The 26149-nt window shown below is 63.1% G+C and carries 24 protein-coding genes; 11 read left to right on the top strand and 13 right to left on the bottom strand.

The genetic code is table 11. From position 1 onward, the window contains the following. The first annotated feature begins 175 nt into the window (after nucleotides 1–175). The 3 genes from dnaB to AC1D11_RS01860 all read left to right on the top strand — a co-directional run bounded on the left by dnaB (nucleotide 176) and on the right by AC1D11_RS01860 (nucleotide 4728). Nucleotides 176–1588: a replicative DNA helicase gene (dnaB, locus tag AC1D11_RS01870; RefSeq protein ID WP_457278782.1), complete on the top strand. Its 1413-nt coding sequence runs from the start codon at nucleotides 176–178 to the stop codon at nucleotides 1586–1588. Between the two features lie 231 nt (nucleotides 1589–1819). After that, nucleotides 1820–3706 (top strand): SLC13 family permease, encoded by a 1887-nt coding sequence (locus AC1D11_RS01865; protein ID WP_477649540.1) that lies wholly within the window; start codon nucleotides 1820–1822, stop codon nucleotides 3704–3706. Beyond that, entirely contained in the window at nucleotides 3703–4728 is a 1026-nt protein-coding gene (locus AC1D11_RS01860) for an ABC transporter substrate-binding protein (protein WP_477649541.1), read from the top strand. Before AC1D11_RS01865 ends, AC1D11_RS01860 begins: the two co-directional genes overlap by 4 nt. A gap of 9 nt (nucleotides 4729–4737) precedes the next feature. On the opposite strand, the gene AC1D11_RS01855 is transcribed toward AC1D11_RS01860, so the two are convergent. The 3 genes from AC1D11_RS01855 to AC1D11_RS01845 form a co-directional block, all read right to left on the bottom strand. Then, on the bottom strand, nucleotides 4738–5526 hold the full coding sequence (locus AC1D11_RS01855) for a substrate-binding domain-containing protein (RefSeq protein ID WP_477649542.1): 789 nt from the start codon (nucleotides 5524–5526) through the stop codon (nucleotides 4738–4740). A gap of 42 nt (nucleotides 5527–5568) precedes the next feature. Continuing rightward, the gene (locus AC1D11_RS01850; protein ID WP_477649543.1) at nucleotides 5569–5787 is read right to left on the bottom strand and encodes a hypothetical protein; all 219 of its coding nucleotides are present in this window, start codon (nucleotides 5785–5787) and stop codon (nucleotides 5569–5571) included. Between the two features lie 122 nt (nucleotides 5788–5909). Then, the gene (locus AC1D11_RS01845) at nucleotides 5910–6506 is read right to left on the bottom strand and encodes a 3'-5' exonuclease (RefSeq protein WP_477649544.1); all 597 of its coding nucleotides are present in this window, start codon (nucleotides 6504–6506) and stop codon (nucleotides 5910–5912) included. Nucleotides 6507–6629: 123 nt separating this feature from the next. Between AC1D11_RS01845 and AC1D11_RS01840 the strand changes: the two genes are divergently transcribed. Further along, complete coding sequence (locus tag AC1D11_RS01840; protein WP_477649545.1) at nucleotides 6630–6887, top strand: hypothetical protein; 258 nt, start codon at nucleotides 6630–6632, stop codon at nucleotides 6885–6887. A gap of 23 nt (nucleotides 6888–6910) precedes the next feature. Here the strand turns inward: AC1D11_RS01840 and AC1D11_RS01835 are convergent, their stop codons facing one another. Together AC1D11_RS01835 and AC1D11_RS01830 are read right to left on the bottom strand one after the other, a co-directional pair. Next, nucleotides 6911–7636, bottom strand: a complete 726-nt coding sequence (locus AC1D11_RS01835; RefSeq protein WP_457278775.1) for a site-2 protease family protein — start codon at nucleotides 7634–7636, stop codon at nucleotides 6911–6913. Nucleotides 7637–7649: 13 nt separating this feature from the next. After that, a complete protein-coding gene (locus AC1D11_RS01830) occupies nucleotides 7650–8642 on the bottom strand; it encodes a DUF2167 domain-containing protein (RefSeq protein WP_477649546.1) in 993 nt (330 codons plus the stop codon). 202 nt (nucleotides 8643–8844) lie between these two features. On the opposite strand from AC1D11_RS01830, the gene AC1D11_RS01825 reads away from it, so the two are divergent. Continuing rightward, nucleotides 8845–9432, top strand: a complete 588-nt coding sequence (locus tag AC1D11_RS01825; RefSeq protein ID WP_477649547.1) for a hemerythrin domain-containing protein — start codon at nucleotides 8845–8847, stop codon at nucleotides 9430–9432. 135 nt (nucleotides 9433–9567) lie between these two features. Here the strand turns inward: AC1D11_RS01825 and AC1D11_RS01820 are convergent, their stop codons facing one another. Together AC1D11_RS01820 and AC1D11_RS01815 are read right to left on the bottom strand one after the other, a co-directional pair. Then, nucleotides 9568–12672, bottom strand: coding sequence for an FAD-binding and (Fe-S)-binding domain-containing protein (locus tag AC1D11_RS01820; RefSeq protein WP_477649548.1), 3105 nt, complete (start codon nucleotides 12670–12672; stop codon nucleotides 9568–9570). A gap of 70 nt (nucleotides 12673–12742) precedes the next feature. Then, nucleotides 12743–13438, bottom strand: coding sequence for a GntR family transcriptional regulator (locus tag AC1D11_RS01815; protein ID WP_477649549.1), 696 nt, complete (start codon nucleotides 13436–13438; stop codon nucleotides 12743–12745). A 115-nt stretch (nucleotides 13439–13553) separates the two neighbouring features. Between AC1D11_RS01815 and AC1D11_RS01810 the strand changes: the two genes are divergently transcribed. The 3 genes from AC1D11_RS01810 (at nucleotide 13554) to AC1D11_RS01800 (ending at nucleotide 17047) form a co-directional block, all read left to right on the top strand. After that, nucleotides 13554–14774 (top strand): pyridoxal-phosphate-dependent aminotransferase family protein, encoded by a 1221-nt coding sequence (locus AC1D11_RS01810; protein ID WP_477649550.1) that lies wholly within the window; start codon nucleotides 13554–13556, stop codon nucleotides 14772–14774. An 81-nt stretch (nucleotides 14775–14855) separates the two neighbouring features. Continuing rightward, the gene (locus AC1D11_RS01805) at nucleotides 14856–15833 is read left to right on the top strand and encodes a Bug family tripartite tricarboxylate transporter substrate binding protein (RefSeq protein WP_477649551.1); all 978 of its coding nucleotides are present in this window, start codon (nucleotides 14856–14858) and stop codon (nucleotides 15831–15833) included. Between the two features lie 89 nt (nucleotides 15834–15922). After that, entirely contained in the window at nucleotides 15923–17047 is a 1125-nt protein-coding gene (locus AC1D11_RS01800; RefSeq protein ID WP_477650883.1) for an ABC transporter substrate-binding protein, read from the top strand. Between the two features lie 20 nt (nucleotides 17048–17067). On the opposite strand, the gene nth is transcribed toward AC1D11_RS01800, so the two are convergent. Both nth and AC1D11_RS01790 read right to left on the bottom strand, forming a co-directional pair. Next, entirely contained in the window at nucleotides 17068–17712 is a 645-nt protein-coding gene (gene nth / locus AC1D11_RS01795) for an endonuclease III (protein WP_477649553.1), read from the bottom strand. A gap of 114 nt (nucleotides 17713–17826) precedes the next feature. Further along, the gene (locus AC1D11_RS01790; RefSeq protein ID WP_477649554.1) at nucleotides 17827–18873 is read right to left on the bottom strand and encodes a BLUF domain-containing protein; all 1047 of its coding nucleotides are present in this window, start codon (nucleotides 18871–18873) and stop codon (nucleotides 17827–17829) included. A 242-nt stretch (nucleotides 18874–19115) separates the two neighbouring features. Between AC1D11_RS01790 and AC1D11_RS01785 the strand changes: the two genes are divergently transcribed. Then, nucleotides 19116–20780, top strand: coding sequence for an alkaline phosphatase family protein (locus AC1D11_RS01785; RefSeq protein WP_477649555.1), 1665 nt, complete (start codon nucleotides 19116–19118; stop codon nucleotides 20778–20780). Here the strand turns inward: AC1D11_RS01785 and AC1D11_RS01780 are convergent. The 4 genes from AC1D11_RS01780 to AC1D11_RS01765 are packed head-to-tail and all read right to left on the bottom strand — an operon-like array spanning nucleotide 20775 to nucleotide 23364. Beyond that, entirely contained in the window at nucleotides 20775–21764 is a 990-nt protein-coding gene (locus AC1D11_RS01780) for an AraC family transcriptional regulator (RefSeq protein WP_477649556.1), read from the bottom strand. The two genes, AC1D11_RS01785 and AC1D11_RS01780, sit on opposite strands and share 6 nt — an antisense overlap. A gap of 39 nt (nucleotides 21765–21803) precedes the next feature. After that, a complete protein-coding gene (locus AC1D11_RS01775) occupies nucleotides 21804–22214 on the bottom strand; it encodes a PaaI family thioesterase (protein WP_477649557.1) in 411 nt (136 codons plus the stop codon). Further along, nucleotides 22204–22731 (bottom strand): SRPBCC family protein, encoded by a 528-nt coding sequence (locus AC1D11_RS01770; RefSeq protein WP_477649558.1) that lies wholly within the window; start codon nucleotides 22729–22731, stop codon nucleotides 22204–22206. The genes AC1D11_RS01775 and AC1D11_RS01770 overlap by 11 nt, the downstream gene beginning before the upstream one ends. 33 nt (nucleotides 22732–22764) lie before the next feature. After that, the gene (locus tag AC1D11_RS01765; RefSeq protein WP_477649559.1) at nucleotides 22765–23364 is read right to left on the bottom strand and encodes a TetR/AcrR family transcriptional regulator; all 600 of its coding nucleotides are present in this window, start codon (nucleotides 23362–23364) and stop codon (nucleotides 22765–22767) included. A gap of 132 nt (nucleotides 23365–23496) precedes the next feature. Here AC1D11_RS01765 and AC1D11_RS01760 point away from each other — a divergent pair, with 132 nt between their 5' ends. Both AC1D11_RS01760 and AC1D11_RS01755 read left to right on the top strand, forming a co-directional pair. Then, a complete protein-coding gene (locus AC1D11_RS01760) occupies nucleotides 23497–24687 on the top strand; it encodes an aminotransferase-like domain-containing protein (protein ID WP_477649566.1) in 1191 nt (396 codons plus the stop codon). Continuing rightward, nucleotides 24687–26045, top strand: coding sequence for a S41 family peptidase (locus tag AC1D11_RS01755; protein ID WP_477649560.1), 1359 nt, complete (start codon nucleotides 24687–24689; stop codon nucleotides 26043–26045). The genes AC1D11_RS01760 and AC1D11_RS01755 overlap by 1 nt, the downstream gene beginning before the upstream one ends. Nucleotides 26046–26149 lie beyond the last annotated feature (104 nt).

Below are 26149 nucleotides of genomic sequence, written 5' to 3'. Positions count from 1 at the left end.
TCTCCCTCCCGCAAAAAAAGCCGCTCGCCGAGCGGCTTTTTTCATGGCTGTTCATATCGATTGGCTGTACACAAGCTCCGGGTGTATTTACACCGAATTTCCAACGCTTATTCACAACTTTGTCCACAGCGGTTTTTCGTAGCGGGCTTAGTATTTCAGTCTCCCAAGGAAACCCATGTCCGCCGTACTTTCCACCTATGACGATCCCGGCTACAGCCCCGATCGCCAGATCGCCCAGCTGCGCATCCCTCCGCACTCCATCGAGGGTGAATCCAGCGTGCTGGGCGGCCTGCTGCTCGACAACGGCGCGTGGGACCGTGTGGGCGACCTGCTGACCGACCAGGACTTCTACCGCTCCGAACACAAGCTGATCTATGCCGCCGTGGGCGCCCTGATCAACGCATCCAAGCCGGCAGACATCATCACGGTCTACGAGCACCTGCAAAACCAGGGCAAGGCCGACGAAGTAGGGGGCCTGAGCTACCTCAATTCCCTCGCGCAATACGTTCCCAGCGCGTCCAACATTCGCCGCTACGCAGAAATCGTGCGCGAGCGCTCCATCCTGCGCAAACTGGTGTCCGCCTCGGACGAAATCTCCACCAACGCCTTCAACCCGCAGGGGAAAGACGTCGCCACCATCCTCGACGAGGCCGAACAGAAGATCTTCAAGATCGGCGAGCAGGGCTCGCGCATGAAAGAAGGCTTCCAGAGCATGGACACGCTGGTTGTGAGCCTGCTCGACCGCGTCACCGAAATGGCCGAGAACCCGCAGGACGTCACCGGCGTTCCCACGGGGTTTTATGACCTGGACCGCATGACGTCCGGCTTCCAGGCCGGTGACCTGGTGATCCTGGCGGCACGCCCCTCCATGGGCAAAACCGCACTGGCCATCAACATCGCCGAAAACGTTGCCTTGCTCGAAGGCCTGCCCGTTGCTGTGTTCTCCATGGAAATGGGCGCCTCGCAACTCGCCGTGCGTATCGTCGGCTCCATCGGCCGCATCGACCAGACCCATCTGCGCACCGGCGCTCTCACGGACGAAGAATGGCCGCGCCTGACCGAAGCCATTGAAAAGCTGCGCACGGTTTCGTTGCACATCGACGAAACCCCCGGCCTCACGGTGAGCGAGCTGCGCGCCAACGCCCGCCGCCTGGCCCGCCAGTGCGGCAAGCTCGGCCTGATCGTGGTCGACTATTTGCAGCTCATGAGCGTATCCGGAGGCATGGCAGACGAGAATCGCGCGACGGCCGTCGGCGAAATCTCGCGCGGCCTGAAAATGCTGGCCAAAGAGCTGCAGTGCCCCGTGATCGCGTTGTCGCAGCTCAGCCGCGGCGTCGAGTCCCGGACCGACAAACGCCCCATGATGAGCGACCTGCGCGAGTCCGGCGCCATCGAGCAGGACGCCGACATCATCATGTTCATTTACCGCGACGAGTACTACACCAAGGAAGCCTGCAAGGAGCCCGGTGTCGCCGAGGTCATCATCAGCAAACAGCGTAACGGCCCCACCGGCACAGTCAAACTGGCGTTCCTGAACCGCATCACCAAGTTCGAAAGCCTGGCCAGCGGCGGCAGCGGGGACTTTTAAGGCCTGAAGAAGCTCGCAGGTCTTCCTGTCGTATCGAGTGGCGGCGGCGCAGTGGCCTCCTAGGGTTTTCCGGCGGCCGTTTTCGGGAAAACGGTGATTTAATGGGAAAAAACAGCTGCAGGCCAAGCAAGCCGGGCGCAAGCAGCTATCAATACAATAGCTAAAGGAGGAGGTTCCATGCCGACGCCCCTGCGGATTCTTACCGTCACCTCAATGTAGGTCCGGGAATCCATGTCTGCTTCCTCCGTCATGTCCGCCGCCACTCCTGGCGCCATCCCCGACGCCGACATCCTGGCGCTTTTGCGTGATGACTCGCTGTTCGCCGATCTGTCCGGCAGCCAGCTTGCACGCCTGCTCGGCAGCCTGCACACGCTGGAATTCGCCGCCGGGGACACGCTGTACGGGAAAGGCGCGCCAGCCGAATTTCTGTATGTGATCGAAACCGGTGAGCTGCAGCTGACCACGCCGGGCGGCCGTACCGTCGCGCTGCCGGGCATGCGCTGCGGTGAAGAGGCCGCCTGCGACACGGCCAGCTACCTGTGCAGCGTCACGGCCGCCACGCCGGTCAGGGCGGTGCAGGTGCCACGCGAAGCCTTGGCCGAATTGACCGCAAAATCGCCCGCCTTGCGCAACAAGGCCTGGCTGACGCTGATGGGTTATGTGGGCGGCGAATCCTTTCTCGCACCGGCCCCCGGCAAGCCCGCCGCCAAAAAACCGGCCAAACCCATTTCCCGGCGTGAGCTGGTGGGTTGGCTGGGTGTCGTGCTGGTGCCGCCCGCGATCTATTTTCTTTCCGGTTCGGCCGGGCTGGTGGTGGAGGCCTCGCTGTTCCTGGCCATCCTGTCGGCCACGGTGCTGATGTGGCTGTTCAACCTGGCCGATGAGTTTGTGCCGCCGCTGGTGGCCATCACCGCGGTGCTGATCGTGGGTCTTGTGCCCTACGAAGTCGCGCTGGCCGGCTTCTCGTCAAGAACGCTCACCACGCTGGTCGGCGTGTACGCGCTGGCCGCGGTGATTTCCGCCTCGGGCCTGAGCTACCGCTTCATGCTGTGGCTGCTGATACGCCTGCCCGACACGCCGTTCTGGCACCAGGCGGCGCTGCTGCTGTCGGGTTACCTGCTGTCACCCATCATGCCCTCGGGCAATGCGCGGTTGTCGCTGGTGCTGCCGTTTTACCGCGACATGATCGAAGGTCTCAACCTGCCGGCGCAGAGCAAGTCTGCCACGGCCTTGATGGCCGCCACGTTTTCCGGCGCCATGCTGTTTTCGCCGATGCTGCTGACCAGTAAATCGTCCAACCTGACGGCTTTCGGCATGCTGCCCTTGCAACTGCAGGACCAGTTCCAGGGCCTGTTCTGGTTTGCCGCCGCAGGTGTGGCTGCGCTCGCCGTCACGGCCATGCACCTGGTGGTGGTGCGCCTGTGTTTTGGGCGCACAGTACAGGCCGCCTTGCCCAAGGAAAGGCTCAAGCGCCAGCTGGCCTTGCTGGGCGACGTTACCCGGCCCGAAAAAGCTGCACTCACCGGTTTCCTGTTCTTCCTGATAGGGGCGGGCACCGCCGGCTGGCACCAGATTTCTCCTGCCTGGCTGGCGGCCTTCTTGCTGGTGGGCCTGCTGCTCATGGGCTTGCTGAGTAAGAAAGACTTCCAGCAAAAAATCGACTGGCCGATGATTTTCTTTCTGCTCAGCCTCGACGGCCTGAGCCGCGCCATCGGCTACCTGGGGCTGGACACCGCACTGGCCCATTCGGCGGGCAACATGTTTGATTTCGTCGGCGGCAAAATGGTCTGGTTCATCCCGGTCGCGCTGGTGGTCACGCTGCTGCTGCGCCTGGTGCTGCCGATCACCGCCGGCATGATCGTGGCTGCCGTCATTCTTCTGCCGATCGGGCAGGCGCAGTTCATCAATCCCTGGGTTGTGGTCTTCCTGACCGCGATGTTCAGCGACATCTGGTTCATGCCCTACCAAAGCTCACAGTACCTGCAGGTCATGGGCAGCGGGTTGGACCGCTACTACAAACACACTGATTTCCTGCGCTATAACCACTGGATGAACCTGGCGCGCCTGCTGGCAGCCTATCTTTCGATCCCTTACTGGGAATGGCTGGGCCTGGTATGAAAAATGGAACCCTTGCCGTCCTGACGGGCGCGGCCCTTCTTGTCGCACTGCTGCTGCTGGGCATGTTCAACCTGTCCAAGCCGCGGGTGCTGGTGCTGCACAGCTCGGACCGCAACTCCACCACCGTCGGCAAGATGGACGAAGGCATACGCCATGTCCTGGACAAAAACAGGCAGCCCTTGACTGTTCGCTGGCATTACCTGGGCATAGACCGCCTTCCCGATGAAGACCATCGCCAGGACGCCGCAAAGGAAGGCCTGCGCGCCATTGAGCAGTTCAATCCCGACCTGGTGATTGCCGTAGACGACGAAGCCCAGCAATACGTGATGCGCCGTTTCGCCGGGCAGGGTCGTCCCAGGGTGGTGTTCGCCGCCATAGACCATGAACCCGCAGAGTACGGCTACGTGGGCGCGGCCAACGTCACCGGTGTGGCCGAGCGCCTGCCGCTGGCCGCCATGCGCGACTTGCTGCAGCACGTCAAAAAGGGCCAGCCCGTGCGCGTGGCGGTGCTGGGCGACGCCGGCCCCACCAGCAAGGGCCAGCTCAGGCAGGTCGAGGCTTTCAACTGGGCGCCACACAGCGTGGCGGTCACCCACACACTGGGCGATTTCCCCGCCTGGCAGGCGGCCATCAAGGCCATGGACGGCAAGGCCGATGTGGTACTGGTGCTCTCGCACGGCAGTTTGCGTGCAGGGCCTGCGGCGGCCGGCGTGGTACCCGGCGCCGAAGTCATCAAGTGGATCGAAGCCAATGCCGCGCCCTTGCCGCTGGGCGTCGACATTGAATACGTTCAGCAGGGCGGGGGGCTCAGCGTAGCGCCGTCTGCCAAGTCGATGGGGGAAATCGCCGCCGCCGACGCCTTGGCCTGGCTGAAGGCAAAACCCGCCAGTGCGCCGCCGCTTCCGGGCCAGGACACGCGCTACAGCGTGGGTTTGCGCGCTGCCGCCCTGGGTGCCCGCAACATCACGCTGCCGTCGATCTACACCGAGGCCGCGCGGCTGGAGCAACTCCACTACCCATGATGCCCGCCATTATGGAGCGGTGACAGGTTCCAGCCCGGTTTTCCGGATGACGGGCGCGGCCGCCGCAGTGGTAAAGAAACGAATCAATGCACGTGCGGCATCCTGCTCGACCGCATCGGTGGCAATGCCTGCTGAAAACACGGTGACGCGCTGCACTTCGTCCGGCAGCGGGCCCACATAGTCGATGCCCGGAACCGGAAGCAGTTCGCTGACCTGCTGGAAGCCCAACTCGGCATCGCCGCGGGCCACCACGGTGCCCACCCGCTCGCTGAGTATTTTGGTGCTTTTGCCTGCCACCTGCGCGGAAATGCCCAGGCGCTGGAACAGCTCGGTCGAGATATAGACGCCGCTCGCGCTGGCCGAGTAGGCAATGGACCGGGCGTCCAGCACCGTGCGCCTGAGCGCGTCGACCGTGCTGATGTCAGGCTTGGGCGCACCTGCGCGTACCACCATGCCGATCAGGGAGCGCACCAGGTCCACCCGGCTGCCGGCTTGCACCTTGCCCTGGCTCACGAGCGCATCCAGCGCCGGCGCTGCCAGGATCACGATGTCGGCCCGCTCCTTGCGCGCCAGCCTGTTCGGGATGGCATCCGGCGCGTCGCCCATGGAAGCGCCATATGCGGTAATGACCTTGTGACCGGTCGCACGCTCAAAGGCCGGCACCAGTTCGTTGTAGGCGGCGGTAAAACCACCCGAGGTCATCACATGAATATCGGCCGCCCACGCGCCGCCGCCGGGCCACACCAGCGCGGGCAGCAGCAGCCAAAAGATCCTGCATAACTTCAGAAGTTGCTGCATGCCATCTCCTCGTTTCTACGACTTGCTGCGTGGATGCGTGACTCAGCGCACGCACTCAAACCCGTACTGATCGGGCGCCGGCTTGGTCACCAGCCGGGCGTGCAGGCCACGCTTGAGGCACTCGGTTTCAGCGATGTCGGTGGCTTCACCCAGCCTGGAGGGGCGGGCTTTGACCACAATCTGTTTTTCATTGACGCTGACCAGCTCGGCGGCGCAGCCGGACATCAGGACGCAGGCGAGCAGGGGGAGCAGTGTTTTCATGGTTGTTTCCTTCTAGAGATAAATACAATCTTGGCCGTCTGGATTCTTCAGTAAAAAGCGGTTGAAGCCCTTTATGGACGAGCGCAACCAGCTATCAATTTGGTAGCATATTGCGGCTGTGCCTACCCCAGTCCCAGCGCTTTGTACACCCGCAGCGCGCCATAGGCATCGTTGGCCGCATAAATGATCTGCGCTTCTGTCAGCCTTTCATTGGCCCAGTTGGAGGTGGCGGCTTTCTTGGATTTGAGGAAGCGCTTGTTGAACATCACGGCCACGGCGCCACGCACACCCATGTCCTTGCGGTAGCCGCGCTCGCGGAACACCACGTTCAGGTCCAGCACGCCCTGCAGGTCTGTGCCCAGCTTGCGGATGATGCGGCGCTGGTCGTCTCCCAGGCCGAAGCCGGCCTTGATGATGGCGGGCGAGCTCAGCAGCAGCCCGACCACGCGGCGGCATTCGGCGTCTTCGAGCTGGAAGATCCAGGCCTTGTCGAGCGCCGAAAGCTGCACGATATGCGGCCCTTCAGAAGCCTCGTTTTTGGCAAAGGTCGGTTTTGATTCGGTGTCAAACCCCAGCACCGTGGCGCCGGCCAGGGCCTGCAGCGCTGCGGCGGCCTGGGCCGGTGTCGCCACCACCTGGATCTGGCCCAGGCCCAACCGGTCAAACGGCTCCAGCAGGGCAATTTCTTCTTTTCCGGGAGTCGGGTGGCGCTCTGTCATGGGTATTGGGGCATAAGTAGGCAAAAAACGGGGCTGCGGCAAGGTCTGTGCAAGGCTAGAGCTTACAGTCAGGGTTAGCGCACCACACCGGACCGCCCCCGACCGCCCTCATTCACCTACATCATGGCAGCAGCACAAAGCATCACCACCGAGCATTACAAGCTCTTTCCGTCGCCGCGCAACCGGCATCGCACGATTTTTCTGCACCAGGTGTTTGTGCCGCACTCCTTCATGCTGATCGACATGGAAAGCTACGGGCTCAAGGGAAAATACAGCCTGTTCGGCGCCTGCCGCCTGGCCGACATGCGCATGGGGCAACTGGTGACGCTGGAGCTGCCCGAAGACGAAGCGACTTTCAATGCGAAGTTTGTGCCGGACTGACACGGGCCGTGCGTTCAACCTGGTTAACGGATGCCGCTGACGCCGCGCAGCATTTCATGCACATCGTGTGTCATCACCGCCAGAAACGCCGCCAGGGCCAGGTAATAAAAGCCGTACTCAAAACGTGTGGCGGCGCTGGTGGCGTAATAGGTTTTCGCCTCTTCGCTGTCTGATTTGTAGCGTATGGCCTTCAGCAGCTGCGGCCCGGCCAGCAGCGCCATCAGGATCAGCATGGGGCTGGGCCGCCAGAAGAACAGGCCCACCAGCACCGGCACTCCCAGGAACCAGATGCGCGGCGACAGTACCGCGGTGATGCGGCCTCCGTCAAACGGCGACAGCGGAATCAGGTTGAAGAGGTTCAGGAAAAAGCCGGAATACGCAATTGCCAGCAACAGGTTGCTGTCCTGGTCGCGTGCCAGAAAATAGCAGGCCAGCGCGCCTATCGTGCCCAGCAGCGGGCCGCCCAGGCCCACATAGGCTTCGGTTTCGGCGTCATGCGGCATGTCCTTGAGCTCCACCCACGCGCCCACAAACGGAATGAAGGTGGGCGCGCCCACATTGAGGCCGCGCTGCCGCGCGGCGATGTAGTGGCCCATTTCATGCACAAACAGCAGGGCCACAAAGCCCACCGCGTAGCGCCAGCCGAACAGCAGCGCGTAGGCAAACACCGAAATCAGCATGCTGCCGCCCGTGAGCAGCAGCTTGCCGAACTTGGCGCCGGTGAAAAGCAGCAGCAGGAGTTTCGTCACGCGAAGGTGCTTTTCAGGCAGTAGGCGGCGCTGGGGGTTTTGCCGGGGTGGTTGACGCGTTTGCCGCACTGCCGAATGCGGCAGGAACCGTCTCCTGCTCGGCGGCCGAGACCGGCATGGGTGTTGCAGCCGGTTTGCGCCTGAAATATTTAAAGAACACCGTGCCTAACCCCGCCACGGCCAGAAAGATCACCTTGGCAAACTTGGCAAAAAAGAGCGCGGCGACGGCGAAGAAGCCGAGTTTTTTTGCGGCCACGCCCAGCACCAGCGCGGCCAGGCCGTATTCGGCCACCTTGTCGGTTTTGGAATTGAAATCGGCGTAGCGTTTGCCGTCGTTGTATTGCAGGGCCGACAGCAGCTCTGCGGCGGCGGGTTTGTCTTTCGGCAAATCATTCAGCGCCGTCACCAGGTTCAGGCTGAAGTAGCCTTCACGCCCCAGCGCGTAGGTGTTGTAGTTCACCCCTTGCGCGGCATCGGGCGCTGCGCCGCGGTCCTTGCTGGACATGGCCCACACCAGCCGGTGGGTGGCGGCGTTGTAGGCCGGTTTTTCGGCCCAGCCGACAATTTCCATTTCAGGAAAACCCATCTTCTTGCGTTCGCTGTTCGAGGCTTCCGTGCCTTCGCGGTAGCTTTTGAGAAGGTCTTCGGCGTTCCAGTCCTTGGCGTCGTCGTCTTTCACGTAGCCCGCGGATTCAAAGCGCACCGTGACAAACCAGGAGTCGTTGCCCTGGGGGAACACCAAACCCTGCAGCCGCGAGTCCTTGCCAGGGTTGCCCATGGCATTGAGGAGCCTGGCGGCCTGCGGCTGCGGCACAAAGATGCGGCCAGCCGGCAGCTTCAGCACCGCCTGGTCGGCCAGGGCAATATCCTGCGGACCTTCCTTGGCTGCGGTGCGGGCTTCCGCCCAGATTTTTTCGGCTTCGTCTTTCGACATCGGCTGCGCCAGCGCGGCACTGCAAGACAGCACAACCGCCAGCGCACAGACGCGCGTCCACAAATGGTTCATCAAGTCCTCCCTGTTGGAATAAATTTCCGGATATTCTGACACGGGCTTTGGTGGAACCGGCGGCTTGTTTGATCTGGATCAACAGCGCCCCTGATCGCCTCCCTATAGTCAAACTGGCGGCGCGGTGTCCGGTTGGTGCTTCCCCGGCTGTAGCCGGGTTGGCTGGCCGGCAGGGTGCATCCGTTAACCAGGGGAAAGATCCATGAGCATCCATCACGTCAGCTACCACAGTGGGGAATTGCCCGCGCCTCCCGCCGCCGCGGGCCTGGTTGACCTCACCATGCCGCTGGCCGGTTTCTCGCAATGCCACTTCGGCATTGCTTCCCAGCTACAGGCTTTCGCCGAACTGCCAGCCTTGCTGGCTGCGGCCGCGCAAGCGCGCAACGTCGCCTCGCACACGCTCAGCCTCTTCAAGTACGCGGTGGCAAGCCACCATGCCGACGAGGAAAATGAGTTGTTCCCGGCGGTGCTGCGCAGCGCCGCCAAGGGAGAAGAGGCCGAGAAGGTCAGCGCGATGATCAAGCGCCTGGTGGCCGAGCACCGCAAGATCGAATCGATCTGGAATGACCTCGAGCCGGCGGTGAAGGCAGCGGCAAAAAACCAGCCGGCAGAGCTGGACCTGCAAGCAGTAGAGGCGCTGGTGCAGGCCTACCTGAAACACGCGCGCTTTGAAGAGGCGGAATTCCTTCCGCTGGCCGAAACCATTCTTGGGCGCAACGGCAACCACGTGGCAGCCCTGGGCCTGTCGCTTCACCTCAGGCATGCGCCCATGGTGGTGGGGCATGTCTAGCCGCTTGCATGGCTGACGTGCAGTGCACCGGAATATTCAAGAGAAAACAGGCTATAGCCCAATAAGGACGGGCGCAAGCAGCTATTAAAAGTATAGCGTCACGGGTGCTGAAAATCCGCCGCGTGGCGGCCGCCCTCAGCCCCGCAGCTGCCGCGCCAGCAGCACTGCCACATGAATCGCCTCGCGCTGCGCGCCGTCCCTGATCTGGTGGCGGCAGCTGGTGCCGTCGGCCACCACAATGGCGTCGGGCTGTTTGCGCACTGCCGGCAGCAGGCTGAGTTCGGCCATCTGCATCGACACCTCGTAGTGGCTGGCCTCATAGCCAAAGCTGCCTGCCATGCCGCAGCAGCTTGACTCGATCAGCTCAGGTTTTGCGCCGGGAATCAGCTTGAGCACATCCATGATGGGGCTGACCGCGCCAAAAGCTTTCTGGTGGCAGTGGCCGTGCAGCAAGATGGGTTGGCCCGTCGCTTTCAGCCGGCCCTTGAGCTTGTCGAGTTTGCCGTCGGCCGCCTCGCGCGCCAGAAATTCCTCCAGCAGCAGTGCATGGCGGCTGATGGTGTGCGCCGCTTCGCCCAGGCCCATCACCAGCATCTCGTCGCGCAGCGTCAGCAGGCAGGAGGGCTCCAGGCCGACGATGGCGATGCCTTTTTCGGCAAAGGGCAGCAGGGCTTCCACCACCTCGCGCGCCTTGGCTCTGGCCTTGCCTACCATGCCGCTGGCCAGGTAAGTACGGCCGCAGCACAGGCTCTTGCCGTCGGCCTCGGTTTTCGCCGCCACATGCACTGTGTAGCCGGCGGCCTGCAGCACCTTCAGTGCAGCCAGTGCGTTTTCCGATTCGAAGTAGCCGTTGAAAGTGTCCACAAACAGCACGACCGGCCGTGCGGCGGCCAGCACCTCTTCGCGGCTGGCCGTCGTGATGCTTCCTTTCGACGCCGCGCCGGGTTTGTTCAGGCGCTTCCAGAAGGTCTGGCGTGTCCATTGCGGCAGTGTGCGGCGGGCCGACAGGCCCGCCAGTTTTTCGCTCCAGGCCGCCAGCACCGGCACCTTGTCGCGCAGGTTCAGCAGCGGTGCCAGGCGGCTGGCCCAGTGGGCATAGTCGGGCAGGTACGCCACCATCTTGTCCTTGAGTGTGTAGCCGTGCTTGTGCTTGTAGTGGTGCAAAAACTCCACCTTCATTTTGGCCATGTCCACACCGGTGGGGCAGTCGCGCTTGCAACCCTTGCAGCCAACGCACAGGTCCATGGCTTCCTTCACTGCGTCACTGGTGAAGGCGTCTTCGGCCTTCATCCCGTCGAGCTGCCCGCTCAATGCCAGGCGCAGTGTGTTGGCGCGTCCGCGCGTCAGGTGCTGCTCGTCGCGTGTCACGCGGTAGCTGGGGCACATGGTGCCGGCATCAAACTTGCGGCAGTGCCCGTTGTTGTTGCACATCTCCACGGCCTTGGCAAAGCCGCGGGCCGGGTCGCCGCCGCTGCCGGGTGCGCTGGTTCTTTCGGTGGCCGGGTCGTTCTGCACGTCCCAGGCGCGCCAGTCCAGCGCGGTCTTCAGGGGAATGACACGGTAGCCCGGCGGAAACCGCATCAGCCGCGTGTCATCCATCTTGGGCGGGTTGATCATGCGTCCGGGGCTCAGCAGGCCCGCCGGGTCCATGTATTGCTTGATGTCGGCGAAGGCCTGGCTGATCTCCGGGCCAAACTGCCACTTGATCCACTCCCCGCGGCACAGGCCGTCGCCGTGTTCGCCGCTGTAGGCACCCTTGAACTTGCGCACCAGCACGGAGGCTTCTTCGGCAATCGCGCGCATCTTGGGCGCGCCTTCACGCCGCATGTCCAGGATGGGCCGCACGTGCAGCGTGCCGACGGAGGCATGGGCATACCACGTGCCCTTGCTGCCGTACTTCCTGAATATCTCGGTCAGGGCGTCGGTGTAGGCGGCCAGATGCTCCAGCGGCACGGCGCAGTCTTCGATAAAACTCACCGGCTTGCCGTCGCCCTTGAGGCTCATCATGATGTTGAGGCCGGCCTTGCGCACCTCCCACAGGTTTTTTTGCGGTGCGTCCTCGGTCATCTCCACCACTGAATCGGGCAGCAGCAGGTCGCCCATCAACTCGCCCAGGCGCTTGAGCTTGGGCAGCAGCTCGGCCTTGCTGGCACCCGAAAACTCCACCAGCAAAATGGCCGCCGGATCGCCGATCAGCGCGCTGCGGATCGTTGGCGCAAAAGCCGGGTTTTGCAGCGACAGGTCAATCATCGTGCGGTCGACCAGCTCTACCGCAGTGAGCGTGCCTTCCCCAATCTTGACGATGAATTGCGCCGCATCCATGGCGCGGTAAAAGGTCGGGAAGTTCACCACGCCCAGCACCTTGGCCCGGGGCAGCTCGCTCAGTTGCAGCGTCAGCGACCGGGTCAGCGCCAGCGTGCCTTCACTGCCTATCAGCAGATGCGCCAGGTTGACCGAGCCGTCGCTGGTGTAGGGCCGCTCGCTCTGCGGGTCAAAGATGTCCAGGTTGTAGCCGCCCACGCGCCGCATGACTTTGGGCCAGCGCCGCTTGATGAGGGGGTGCAGCTCCTCGGCCAGCGCACGCACGTGGTTGCCCAGCTCGCGTGCCTTGCCGGTGCTGCCGGCGTAAGCACCCAGCTGCAGCATGCTGCCGTCGGATGTCCAGGCTTTGGCGCCCAGCACGTTGTGCACCATGTTGCCGTAGGCAATGCTGCGGCTGCCGCAGGAGTTATTGCCCGCCATGCCACCCAGCGTGGCCTGGGCGCTGGTCGAAACATCCACCGGGTACCACAGGCCGTGTTTTTTCAGGGCGGCATTCAGGTGGTCCAGCACAATGCCGGGCTCTACCTCGGCCGTGCGTTCTTCCGGGTTCACCGCCAGGATGTTGCGCACATACTTGGCGTAGTCGATGACCAGGCCGGTGCCCACGGTTTGCCCGCACTGGCTGGTGCCGCCGCCGCGCGGCACGATGGGCACCTGCATGTCGCGGCAGATGTCCAGCGCGGCCTTCACGTCGTCGGTTGTGCGCGGCACAAACACGCCCACAGGCATGACCTGGTAGATGGAGGCGTCGGTGGCGTAGCGGCCCCGGTCGGCCGGCGAAAACAGCACTTCACCCTGTGTTTCGGCGGCAAGCCGCGCCGCCAGCCGGCCGGCAACTTCATTGCTGATGCGGGCCACGTTGTCGTAGGCGTGGGCCGCGGCCTGCCGGGAGATCTTGAGTGGAAGGGGGGCGTTCATCGCGGGCGATCCGGGTTTTGTGTGGGTGTTGAGGCCCGGCCCTGAAGCCAGGCAAAGGTCACGTTGCAGGTCACGCCCTGGAAGGCGTGCTGGCGGGCGCCGCTGCGGCGCGCAGTTGCTGGACCACGACTTCGCGCTTGCTGGCCAGGTGGCCCAGCAGCACCTTGCGCATGGCGGCGGTGTCGCGCGCAGCCAGTGCGTCAATCATCAGCTCGTGTTCATTCACGGCTGACTTCCATTTTTCTTCGTCCTGGTTGGAGCGAAAGCGCAGTGCCTGCAGGCGCGCGTTGACCTGCCGGTAGGTGGTGGTGAGCACCGGGTTCTTCGCGGCAGCGTTGATGGCGCTGTGAATGGCCGAGTTGAGCCGGTAGTAGTTGGGCAGATCGCGGCGCGTGTAGGCGGCCATCATTTCAAAGTGCATGGCCTTGATTTCAGCCAGCTCGTCATCGGTGATGCGCTGGGCGGCGAGCTCGCCCGATTGCGCCTCCAGTCCGGCCATGACCTCAAAGGTATTCAGCACGTCGGCTTCGGTGAGCTCCACCGCTATCGCACCGCGGTTGGGCAAGAGTTCGACCAGGCCCTCTGCGGCCAGCATCTTGATGGCCTCGCGCAGCGGCGTGCGCGAGACGTTCAGGACCTCGCTGAGTTCGCGTTCATTGAGCTTGGCGCCCGGCTGGATCCGGTTTTCAACCAGCATCTGGCGCAGGCGGTGCGCCACCTGTTCGTGAAGGGCAGCGCGGGGGATGGGAATGATTTCGGCAGCCATGAGCAAATTTTGTATGCAAAAAACAGGGGTGTCAAATCAATTTGTAACCCTTTGCTCTATTGACAAATGAATTTTGTATGCAAAAAATAGCGTCCTACTTCTGGAGTTTTTCGCCATGTTGACGCTTGACTTTCACCCCACCGGACGTCATTTCCTGCAAATTCCCGGCCCTTCGCCGGTGCCTGACCGCGTCCTGCGGGCCATGAGCCTGCCCACCATCGACCACCGCGGCCCTGAATTCGCGGCGCTGGGCCTCAAGGTGCTGGCCGACATCAAGAAGATCTTCCAGACCCAACAACCCGTCATCATTTACCCGGCCTCCGGTACCGGCGCCTGGGAAGCCGCGCTTTCCAACACGCTGAACGCGGGTGACCATGTGCTGATGTACGAAACCGGCCATTTTGCTGCGCTATGGCAAAAGCTGGCCGCGCGCCTGGGCCTCAAAACCGAAGTCATCGGCTACCCCGGCGCCGACGTCTGGCGCCATGGTGTCCAGGCCCATCTGATTGAAGAGCGCCTGAAGGCCGACACCCAGCACAGCATCAAGGCCGTCTGCGTGGTGCACAACGAAACCTCCACCGGCGTGACCAGCAACATTGCCGCCGTGCGCAAGGCGATTGACGCCGCCAAACATCCGGCGCTGCTGTTGGTCGACACCATTTCGGGCCTGGCCTCGGCCGACTACCGCCACGACGAGTGGGGCGTCGACGTCAGCATCAGCGGCTCGCAAAAGGGCCTGATGCTGCCGCCCGGCATCAGCTTTAACGCCGTGTCGGCCAAAGCCATCGAAGCCAGCAAAAAGGCCACGCTTCCCAAGGCCTTCTGGGCCTGGGACGAAATCATCGAGATGAACAAGACCGGCTACTGGCCGTCTACGCCCAACACCAACCTGCTGTACGCCCTCAGCGAAGCCTGCGACATGCTGCTGGAGCACGGCCTGGAAACCGTGTTTGCGCGCCACCAGCGCTGGGCTGTCGGCGTGCGCGCCGCGGTCAAGGCTTGGGGCCTGCAAATCCAGTGCGCCGACGCGGCCGTGTATTCGCCGGTGCTGACCGGCGTGATGACACCTGAAGGCATCGACGCCGACGCAGTGCGCAAGATCATTTACGAGCGCTTCGATTGCTCGCTCGGCACCGGCCTGGGCAAAGTCAAGGGCAAGATGTTCCGCATCGGCCACCTGGGCGACTGCAACGACCTCACGCTGATGGCGGCGCTGAGCGGCTGTGAAATGGGCCTCAAACTGGCGGGCGTCAAGCTCGCTGGCTCGGGCGTGCAGGCCGCCATGGATCATTTCTCCAGCCACGCGGCTGTGGTGCCGCAGCGCAAGGCAGCCTGATCACACGCTGCGCACGAGCGCAGGGTGTTACGTCAAACGGTCATCAAAATTCCATAAATTACTGAATCAAAAAGGGAAACCATGCAACGCAGAACCTTTATCAGCGCGACGGCGGCCACAGCCGCCATGGTGGCGTCACCCATGCTCCGGGCGCAAACGCTGCCCAGCGGGCCGGTGCGCATTGTGGTGGGTTTCCCGCCTGGCGGCGGCACCGACGCGCTGGCACGCGTGGTGGGCCAGAAGCTGTCCACCATGTGGAACACCTCGGTCATCATTGAAAACAAGGGCGGCGCCGCCGGCGTGATTGCGGCCGATTACGTGGCCAAACAGGCCGGTGACGGCAACACCTTGCTGATGGCCCACATCAACAGCCACGCGCTGGCGCCGGCACTCGGCATCAAGCTCGGCTACGACGCAGACCGCGACTTCGTGCCCATCAGCATGGTCGGCGTCACGCCCAACATGCTCATCTGCAATGCCGACCAGCCCGCCAAAACCGTGAAGGACCTGGTGGCCTTGTGCAAGGCCAAGCCCGGCCAGATCAGCTTTGCTTCTGCGGGCGGTGGTTCGGCCCAGCACTTTGCACTGGAAATGTTCAAGCTCCAGGCAAAGATTTTTGCGCTGCACATTCCTTATCGCGGCTCCGGCCCGGCGCTGGTCGATTTGATCGGCGGGCAGGTCAACTACTGCTTTGAAACCATGACCTCGGCCACGCCGCATGTCAAAAGCGGCAAGGCCATCGCGCTAGCGCAAACGCGTCTCAAGCGCGCCAAAGGCCATCCCAATGTGCCCACCATGGCAGAGTCCGGTTTCCCGGGCTTCGAAGCCACCGTGTGGTACGGCCTCATGGGCCCTTCCAAAATGCCGCGGGCCATGGTTCAGCGCATGAATGAAGACGTCAACAAGGTACTCGCCATGCCTGACGTGCAGGAAAAGATGGACCAGTACGGCGCCGAAGACGGCGGCGGCAGCACCGAAAAATTTGCGGCCTTCATCAAGATGGAGCAAAAGAAGTGGGCGCAGGTGGCCCAGCAGGCCAAGGTCAGGGTCGACGCCTGACATACACCGCGCACCGGAAGCAACAGCCGGCCTTGGGCCGGCTTTTTTATTCATACAAGTTTTTTCACAAGAGGGTAGGGATTCGTTTCATGAAAGTTGTTAATTTTTCAAAGGGCGGCCGTTTGCTGGCCGCTTTTTTTCTGGGCCTGGCCTGCTCGGCCGCTTCGGCCGACATCGTGCTCGGCCACTCGGGTGATCTGTCCGGTAACAGCGCCGCACTGACGACCGACTATGTGCGCGGCATGAACGCGTACTTTGATGACATCAACAAAAAAGGCGGAGTTCGCGGCGAGAAGATCAAACTCGTCAGCCTGGACGACGGCTTTAACCCCGACAAGACGGCAGAAAACACCAAGGCCCTGATCGAAACCCAGAACGCCGTGGCGCTGGTGGGCTATCGCGGCACGGCCAACATGCTGAAGATCGTGCCCCTGGTGCAGGCCGCCGGCATTGCGGAGATCGGCAACACCAGCGGCGCAAAGTCGCTGCGTGAACCGTATGTGTCCAACCTGTTTCATGTGCGCGCCAGCACCACCGACGAGATCGAAGCGGCGGTCAACCACGCGTGGACCATCGGCATCAAGAAAATCGCCGTGATGTACCAGGACGACGCTTTCGGCAAGGAAGGCCTGGAAGCCCTGAATGCCGCCATGCAAAAGCGTGGTGCAACGGCTGCTGCCGTGGCCCCTGTGCCGCGCGGCACGGTTGACGTTGCCAAAGCCGCTGAGGTGATTGCCGCGGTGCAGCCGCAGGCCGTGATCCTGATCGGGCAGGCCAAGCCCAATGCGGCGTTCATCCAGGCTTTTCGTGCCAGGGGCGTGACCGCCCAGTTCATGGTGCTCAGTGTGTCGTCCGGCCTGCATGCCGAGCTCAAGGATGCGGCAGCCGGCGTGATTGCCTCGCAGGTTGTGCCTTACCCTTTTACCGAGCTGGGTAATGCCGTCGTGCGTGAATACCAGACCATCATCTCGGCCAACGGCGACAAGAAGTTCAGCTACAACAGCATGGAAGGTTTCCTGAACGCCAAGCTTGTGGTGCGCGCCTTGCAAAAGACGCCCGCGCCGGTTACGCGCGCCAAACTCATCAGCACGCTTGAAACATTCACCAATGAAGACCTGGGCGGCTTTGCGTTGACTTACAGCAAGCAAAGCAATCTGGGTTCGCGCTTCGTGAATCTGACAATGATTCGCGCCGACGGCACCTTCGCCCGCTAAGAGCCGCTCCAGATGAAGTGTCAAGCCGCCGGCGGCGGCGTCTTGGGGCGAAAGTCGCACCACGGTGCCACCGCGCACTGCCAGCACTGTGGCTTGCGTGCGATGCACACATAGCGCCCGTGCAGTATCAGCCAGTGGTGCGCGTCCACCAGGTATTCGGCGGGCACGCGCTTGAGCAGGCCCAGCTCGACTTCCAGCGGGTTTTTGCCGGGCGCCAGGCCCGTGCGGTTGCTCACGCGAAAGATGTGCGTGTCCACCGCCATTGTTGCCTCGCCAAATGCCGAGTTCAGCACCACGTTGGCTGTCTTGCGGCCTACGCCGGGCAGGGCCTGCAGTGCCTCGCGGCTGCGCGGCACTTTGCCGCCATGCTGCTCCACCAGAATCTGGCACGCCGCCAGCAGGTTTTTGGCCTTGGTGCGGTACAGCCCAATGGTGCGGATGTAAGACTCCAGGCGCTCCAGCCCAAGGTCGATGATGGCCTGCGGCGTGTTGGCCACCGGAAAAAGCCTGCGCGTCGCCTTGTTCACGCCCACGTCGGTCGCTTGCGCGCTTAAAAGCACGGCGGCCAGCAGCTCAAACACGCTGGTGTATTCCAGCTCGGTCACCGGCAGCGGGTTGGCCGCCTTCAGCGTGGCAAAGAATGGGGCGATGTCTTCTTTTTTCATGCCTCGCAGTGTATCGGCGTGCGCAGGCCGGCGCGTGCAGAGACCTGTCTGCGCAGCAAGATGCCGATAAACCCGGCGGGGAAATTGGGAAGGGGGAAAGGGGGGGCAGGGCGCTCAGGCCGCCATGCGCGGCACGTCCCATACCGAGCTGGACGGCGCACCGGCCCGATCCAGCTGGTCGCGCATCGTCTGCCATATGGCGTTGCAGTTGTCGGGCGTGGCAACGCCCCCGACGACATACTCCAGCTGCGCCGCCTGTGCCATGTCCTGCATGCGCTGGTGGGTCGCGGTGTCGCGGGCAACCCCCACCAGCACCGGCTTCGCAGGCAGGCCGTCGCAGGCGGCGATCATGCGGGCCATCAGTGCGTCATCAAATTTGGGCGCGCCGCAAAAAAGCATCACAAAATTTGGCCAGTCCGGAAGGAAGGCGCGGCGCAGCCCGTGCGTCAGGCCGTTGCGCGCCACGGCAATCAGCCGGCATGGGTAGCCGCCTTCCATGAAGTCGACATACTCGCTGCTGCCGTCAAAGTCTGTTTCGCCGGCAAAGCGCCGTTTGGCGACCACCCCGCCGGTTTTTTGGGCCAGCCAGCCCACCATGTCGAAAGCCTCGGTACCGCTGGCCGAGCAGATGCCCATGCGGTGAAAGGCTTCGGGGTCTGCCAGTGTCTGCGCCTGGGCAAGCTGCATGGGCGCCGACAGGCGCCGAAGCACCGAGGAGGGCGAATACTGTTTGCCCTTTTCCAGTTGCTCCCGCAGGGCCATGACCCGGCGGCCGAAATAAACCGCCGACTCGGTGGCCTGCGACATCGCCATCGACCACGGTGTCGGCAACAGCCGCCGCCCTTTGCTGGTGTGCAGGGTATGGGGTGAATGGTGGCGCGGGTCGTGTTGCACAACATGCTGCAGCAAGTCCTGTACAGCCGCTGAAGGCCCTTCGACCCAATGCACAAACCAGCCGCTTTGGTAATGCAGCACGACGTGAAGACCGAGGGGCGTGTTGTGGCGCAGCGACTCCGTGCGGATGTTTTCCATCTGCGCGAAGATGCCTTCCCGCATGTTGCACATGCTCGCCGTCACCACGCGGTCAACCTCCGTCTCCCCTGGAGCGGCGACATATGGCGCTACATTGGGCGCCGTGTCCGGCGCTGCGTTGTTGGTCATGAATACATCCTGCCCCACAACCGAAACGCACGTCAATCCTTTGGCATTGAAACCAAATGTGAACGAGACAGAAGTAGTAGTCCGCAGAGCCATGGTCCTACACAGGGGACACCAATGGGTACGTGGTGACGCAGTTACCATGCAAGCCTTCCCGGCAACAGGCCGTGACGTCCATGCCTGCTACGGGTGACTACTGTTGCCCGCAAACCATGAACTCACCTAGCATCACCCGCATGATCCCCATGAAACTTCACACACCTTTGCGTATTCTGGTTGCCGCGTTCACGGCAGTATTGCTGGCCAGTTGTGCCGCTGCGCCCGGCGCTACCGCGCCATCGCAAGCCGCTGCACCGCGTCCCAAACTCGTTGTCTTCCTGGTGGTGGACGGGCTGCCGCAGCGCCAGGTGCTGGACTACCGCGACCAGCTCGTGCCCGATGGTCTGGCACGCTTCCTTGATCGCGGCGCATGGTTCGCCAACGCGCATTACGGCCATGCCTTCACCGTCACCGCGGCCGGCCACGCCACCATGCTCACAGGCGCTTATCCGCATCGCACCGGCATCATCGGCAACGACTGGCGCGACCCCATCACCGCAGAGCCGGTGTATTGCACGGGTGACACCACGGCCACTTACATCGGCCACCAGACCAACGCACTGGACGGCACCAGCCCGAAGAACCTCAAGGTGGAAACAGTGGGCGACGTGCTGCGGCGGGTAGACAGCCGCTCAAAAGTGATCGGCATCTCCGGCAAAGACCGCGGCTCCATCCTGCCCGCCGGCAAAACCGGCACGGCCTATATGTACATGGGCGCCACAGGGCAGTTTGCGTCCAGCACGCACTACATGGCCGCGCACCCGGGCTGGGTCAATGCCTTTAACGGCCAGAAGCTGGCCGACCGCTACTTCAAGACCGAATGGAAAGCCGTGCTGCCCGAGGCCGCCTATGCGCGCTCGGTGCCCGACCAGCAGAAATGGTTTGGCCCCGCCGGTGGCGGCTTGCCCGCCATGTATGGCGCGCCTGACGACACGGCGCCCGGCCCGCGTTTCTACAGCTCGCTGCTGCGTGGTCCTTTTGTCGATGCCATGTCGCTGGAGTTTGCCCGCGCGGCCATTGCCGGCGAGCAGCTGGGGCAGGACGACCTTCCCGACATCCTGTCGGTCAGCCTCTCGGGCCACGACTACGTGAACCACGCTTTCAGCGCCGAGTCGCGCCTGTCGCACGACCACCTGCTGCAACTCGACCGCATGCTGCAGGCCTTCTTCCAGGACCTGGACGCCCGCGTCGGCAAAGACAACTACCTCGTCATGCTGACGGCCGACCACGGCTTCATGCCGTCACCTGATTACCTCGCCAGCCAGGGCCGTGAAGCCGGGCGCGTCAACAGCAGCCAGGTGCTGGGGCGCCTTAATGCCGGCCTGGAAAAGCGCTTTGGCGAAGGCAAATGGGCGGCAGGCTTCTCGGGCTCCAGTGTGCTGTTCGACAAAAAACTCATCGCGCAAAAGCAGGCAGACCCGAATGCCCTGGCAGAAGAAACCCGTACCCTGCTGCTGGCCGAGCCCGGATTTGCCGCAGCCTATACCCGCCGCGAACTGCAAAGCGGCAGCCGGGTGGGCGCGCCGTTCTTCGACCAGCTGCGCAAGTCCTGGCACACGGATGTGTCGGGCGACGTGCAGTATTCACTCAAGCCCGGCTGGATGTTCGGCAACACGGTTGCCACCCACGGCTCCCCGCATCCGTATGACACGCAAGTGCCCATCCTGATGTACGGCCCCGCCTGGATAAAGCCCGGCCGCGTCGATGCGCGCGTAGAGGTGGTGGACATCGCGCCCACGCTGTCACGCCTGTTGCGCATTGCGCCGCCTTCCGCGGCCGAGGGCAAGCTGCTGCCGCTACAGGGGCTATAGCGCCTTGACCGGTACACACAGCCAGCAGCTGAAGTTTCCCGTTTTTGGGTCCATTACAAAGTCTTCTTCATACAACTCCAACGCCGGTTTGTTGTCCGGCTGGTAGCCGCTTTGCGGCAGCCACTCGGCAAACATGTGCGTCCAGGCTTCGTGCACTTCGTTGCCCGGCTTGCCGGTGAAACGGCCGCAGGCATAGCGCCCGCCGCCAAAGTTTTGCACGCCTGTCTCGCCTTGCGGTTTGAAGGCCTCGTTCACCTCAATGCAGGCGTCGTAGCGGCATTTGTCGGCCGGCGTGATCTCGGGGTTGTCCTGGCTGATGCCGTACATCCTGGGGCGCGGGTTCATGTGGCCGTGCTGGCCGCACCAGGCGACAAAGCGTTGCCATAGCTGCGCCACCTGGTCGCCGTAAGGGCCGGTATTGCGCATGTAAGCCAGGCGCATGGCCGGAAGGGTCTTCAGTTCAATGTGCATGTTCAAGCCTCTTTCAGATAAAACCGGCCCCACGGGCCAGAGGGTTCTATCTTTAAACAGCGCCATGATGGAGTCTTGATTCGGCTTGTGATGGGCTTGATGATTCTTGCCATGTTCAAGCACGTGGCGTGTTGCCCACTCACGCCAGTCGCCACGCCGCCAGGCGGTGGGCGTTGTGCCGAAATGGGCGCGAAAGGCACGGCTGAATACTTCCGCAGAAGCAAAGCCCGTGTCGAGCGCGATTTGTAGCGCGGTCTGCGGTGAAAAAATGAGTTGCTGGGCTGCCGACTCCAGTCGCAGGCGGCGCACGCAGTCGGCCAGGGTTTCGCCCGTGACCGCCTGGAACACGCGGTGAAAGTGCCAGGGTGAAAAGTGCGCCACATCGGCCAGCGTTTGCAGGTCCAGCGTGCCGTCCAGGTTGGCGCTGACGTGGTCTACCACCCGGTTGATGCGGGCGATGTAGGCATGCTGGTGCGGGTTGGGCGCGATCTCTTGCATCTGGGTCAAAGGCATGCCGGCAAGTCTAGCGCCAGCGGCGCCGTGTTGCTGTGGCTAGCCCGCTTTGCGAATCGTGCCCTGCGCCGCTGCGCACAAGATGCGCTCCTCCCCGCGCAGTACAAAAATATCGCATCGGCACACCGCCTGGGTTTTGCCGCTGCCTACCACCGTGGCCACGGCCAGCAGGCGCTCGGCATCCTTGGCCGGCCGCAGGTAATTGATTTTGAACTCTGACGTGACAGAGTTGCCCAGTACCGAGCCGCCCGCAAACGTCAGCGCGTTGTCTGCCAAATAAGACAGCACACCCCCATGCACAAAGCCGTGCTGCTGCAAGAGGCCGGGCACCACAGGCACCGACAGCTCCGCGCCGCCGGGCGCAAAGGCATCGAGCTGCGCATTCAGCAGCGCACTGAAGGGCTGTTGGCCCAGCACCTGGCGGCCCCAGGCCAGCAAGTCAGCGGGCATGCTGGCTGCGCGAAAACGGCGGGGTCACCCGCCTGCCGCCCGACACCAGCCAGCGCAGCAGGTGCACATAGGCCGGCCACGGCACTGGCCGGGGCTCATTGCCCAGCGAGAGCTGCGCCTGCGACAGCACGTCTTCCACGCAGACGTCGTGCAGTGGGCCAATCACCAGCGGCCACAAGAGCAGGCCAGTGCCGCGTGTGTTCATCTCAATGCGGTGCTCCAGCACGCAATGCGCGGGCGTGGCGTCCAGCACCTCAAAGCCGTGCCAGCCGTCAAACCCTGCCGGTGCGGTCAGGCGAAACCGCACAGACTGCCCCGGTGTGTAGGCCTCCACCACATAGCGGATGGGCCCGTGCCCGCCGATGGCGCCCACGGCCAGCGGCCTGTCGAACTTCAGGCGCGGCCAGACCTTGCCGGGCCACAAGGCATCGGCCGGCGAGCCCAGCGAATCAATCAGCGCGCCCACCTGCTCCGGGCTGGCGTGCAGCAGGCGTTGATGAACATTGACGACTTTCATGCAGCTACTCCTTGTTGAAATCGGGAAGGTGTTTCAGGGCGCCATGGCCATCCAGGCCGCGTGTTCCAGTGCGGCCCGCACTTTGGGTGTGACGGCCGGGGTGGGCTGGCTGACCCAGCCCTGCGTAAGCGACATCGCCGGCGAAAACATCAGCGCCATCCACAGGTGAAAAGGCATGGCCCGCATCTCGCCGGCCTCGACCTGCTGCGCTACCCAGGCCCTCAGCGTGGCAAAGGCCTGCTCATTGGCCGCGTCGATCTCGGCACCGCCTGCCATGTCGCCGCCGCGCCGCAGCGTGTGCAGCAGCCGTGCCTGGTCTGGGTGTTGCAGCACCCACTGGATGTACGCGCGCATCAGGCCCTTGACGCCGGCCTGGGCAGAGGCCTTGCCGCTGATGGGCTGCATCAGCGCCGCATGGAAATCGCGCAGCGTGTGGGCATACAGCGCATCGGCCAGCTGTGCCTTGGTAGGAAAGTGGTGGTACAGGCTGCCGTTGCTCACGCCAGCTTCCTGGCGCACCATGTCCATCGAGGCCGCCGTGAAGCCGTGCGCCAGGAACACCTTGGTGGCGGCGTCCAGCAGGCGCTCCCGGGTGGAGAGGGCGGCAGCGGCAGGGGGTGTGGCAGAAGTCATGACTAGAGTATTACTCTAGATTGGCACTCTGTCAACTTCCCTGCGGCTGCAGGGCAACCGGCGGCCCGGGCCGCAGGAAACCTGCGCGCAAATTGGCGACAATACAAAACAGAAAGCGAGACCCCCATGCCATTGCAATTTGCCGACCGCCTCAACAACGTTGAAACCTCCGCCATCCGCGAACTCTTCAAACTGCTGGGCAAGCCCGGCATCGTCAGCTTTGCCGGTGGCTTTCCAGACCCCGCCATGTTCGACGTGGCCGGCATCCAGGAGGCCAGCAACAAGGCCCTGAACGAAGAGCCCGGCGGCACGCTGCAATACGGCGCCACCGAAGGCTACGGCCCGCTGCGCGAACAGCTCAGCGCCTTCATGGCCACCAAGGGCGCCAAAGACGTCGCCCCTGAAAACCTCATCGTCACCACCGGCAGCCAGCAGGCGCTTGATTTGCTCGGCAAAACCATGATCTCCCCCGGCGACAAGGTCATTGTCGAAGGCCCCACGTTCCTCGCCACCATCCAGTGCTTTCGCCTGTATGGCGCAGAACTCATCAGCGCGCCCATCGACGCCCATGGCGTCAAAACCGACGAGCTCGAACAACTCATCGCCCAGCACAAGCCCAAGTTCGTCTACCTGATTCCCACCTTTGGCAACCCCAGCGGCGCGCTGCTCAGCCTCGAGCGCCGCAAGAAGGTGCTCGAGATGGCCGTCAAATACCAGACGCTGATCGTCGAAGACGACCCGTATGGCGACCTCTACTTTGGCGAGGCACCACCACCCTCACTGCTGGCCCTGAGCGCCGGCGTGCCCGGCAGCCGCGAGTTGCTGGCCCACTGCGGCTCACTCAGCAAGGTGCTGAGCCCAGGCCTGCGCGTGGGCTGGATGATCGCGCCCGCCGAACTGCTGGCCAAGGCCACCATGTGCAAGCAGTTCAGTGACGCGCACACCAGCACCTTTGCCCAGGCCACCGCGGCCCAGTACCTCAAGGCCGGCCGCATGCCCGCCACGCTGACCCATGTGCGCAAGGTGTACGGCGAGCGCGCCAACGCCATGGGCGCAGCGCTCAAGCGCGAGCTCGGCGACGCGATTGAATTCACCCAGCCGCAAGGCGGCTTGTTCTTCTGGGCACGCCTGACGGGCGCGGGCGGCAAGAGCAAAGACGCCGGCGAGTTCGCCAAAAAAGCGATTGAGCAGCTCGTGGCCTTTGTGCCCGGCGCACCGTTCTATGCCAGCAACCCGGACCTGGCCACGCTGCGGCTGAGCTTTGCCACGGCGGATGTGGCGAAGATTGAAGAGGGTGTGGCCAGATTGGGCAAAGCCTTGTGATGCGCAAAGTTTCGCTGGCGGGTCTTCTCGCCGGTTTTTTTGTATTGCAGTCAGCGGCCCAGCAACCTGCAACGCCGGCAAAAACCCTGGTGCAAATCCGTGTGCTGGAGGTGTCCCGCATGATGGCGCAAATGTCTCAGGAAGCGCTTTCGGCCTTGGACTATGCCCAGCTCTACGAAAGCTGTGTGCAAAAGCCGGCGCCGGCGGAGCTGGCGGCTGCTCCGCGAGACAAGCTGGTAGTGGCCCGAGCCATGCTGGGGCTTACGATCGAGCGGCAGGCGTCTTCAGATGCGGACGTCAACGAGTGGGCGGAGCAATGCAAGCAGCGGATCATGAAGCGCATGGGCCCGCGCGGCCGTTATTACAACCCTGCGGAGTTTGAGCGCTTCCAGAAGTTCGGCAGAGGTTTCGTTCTTGGCCTTGTTCCAACGAGGTTCAATGGGGAATGGGTGGTGCGTGAAGTGCGGCATCAGGCCGTCGGATCTTTCGGCATACGTGTTGGCGATACGCTGGAAAGCATTGATGGCGTGCGTGTACGCGATATTACTTACGACCAACTGCTGGAGGCACTGAGCGACCGTTCCGGCAGTCTGGCTGCCGTCGTGTGGCACCCGCCGGGCAAACCCTCACAAAGGGCCGCCATCCAGCGTGGAGCTGTGACACGAGAAGCCACGGTCTTCGCACAAAAGTTTGCTGATCACACTTACATTCGCATCTCCAGTTTTGGTGAGTCCACGCCTCGCGAACTCGCCGCTGCTCTGCGCGAGCAAAAGCTGGACGGCACCACGAAGCGCGTGCTCGACTTGCGCGGTAACCCGGGCGGCTTGTTGGTGCAAGCCCAATGGGTGCTTGCCGTGCTGGGCGATAGCACCCGGGCGAAGAACTGGTTTGCGGTCAAGTACCGGCCTGACGCCCCGAACGCCAAGATGTTCTCCGCCAGCGACAGCCTGGTTTTGCCGCGAGAACAGGGTCCGCAGATCAGTGAAGATGAGTTGCGCACGTGGGCGTTTTCGCACAACTGGCTAGTCCTCACCGACGGCGAAACCGGAAGCGGTGCCGCATGGCTGGCCGGTGCATTGCGCGAACTCAATGATGTGGTGCTGGTAGGGCAGGTTCCTGACCCTGCCAACTTCGGTGTCGATACCATCCGGCCGGTCAGTGAGGCCGGCGGCATAAGTGCCATGCGTTACGAAGTCGGTCATCTGGCACTGCCCTCAGGCAAGGTGCTGGCGCCCGTCAACACCGCACCTGACCTGCCGCTTCGCCAAACGATCGAGATAATTCAGCCTTATCCGAGATCCGGTGCCGACTGGCTGCAAGACCCGGTGTATCTGCAGATCAAAGACAGGCTGCGTTAGAGCCTCGCTGGCCCCTACACCTGCGCTGAGCGACGTGGCCATCCGCGGGTTGAAAGAGCTTGCGAAGGGCCTCGTGCGACTGATTAAAAAAGTGAAAAGATGAA

Source organism: Polaromonas sp. P1_E11 (assembly GCF_056405995.1).
This window is presented reverse-complemented; position numbering and strand designations above follow the sequence as displayed.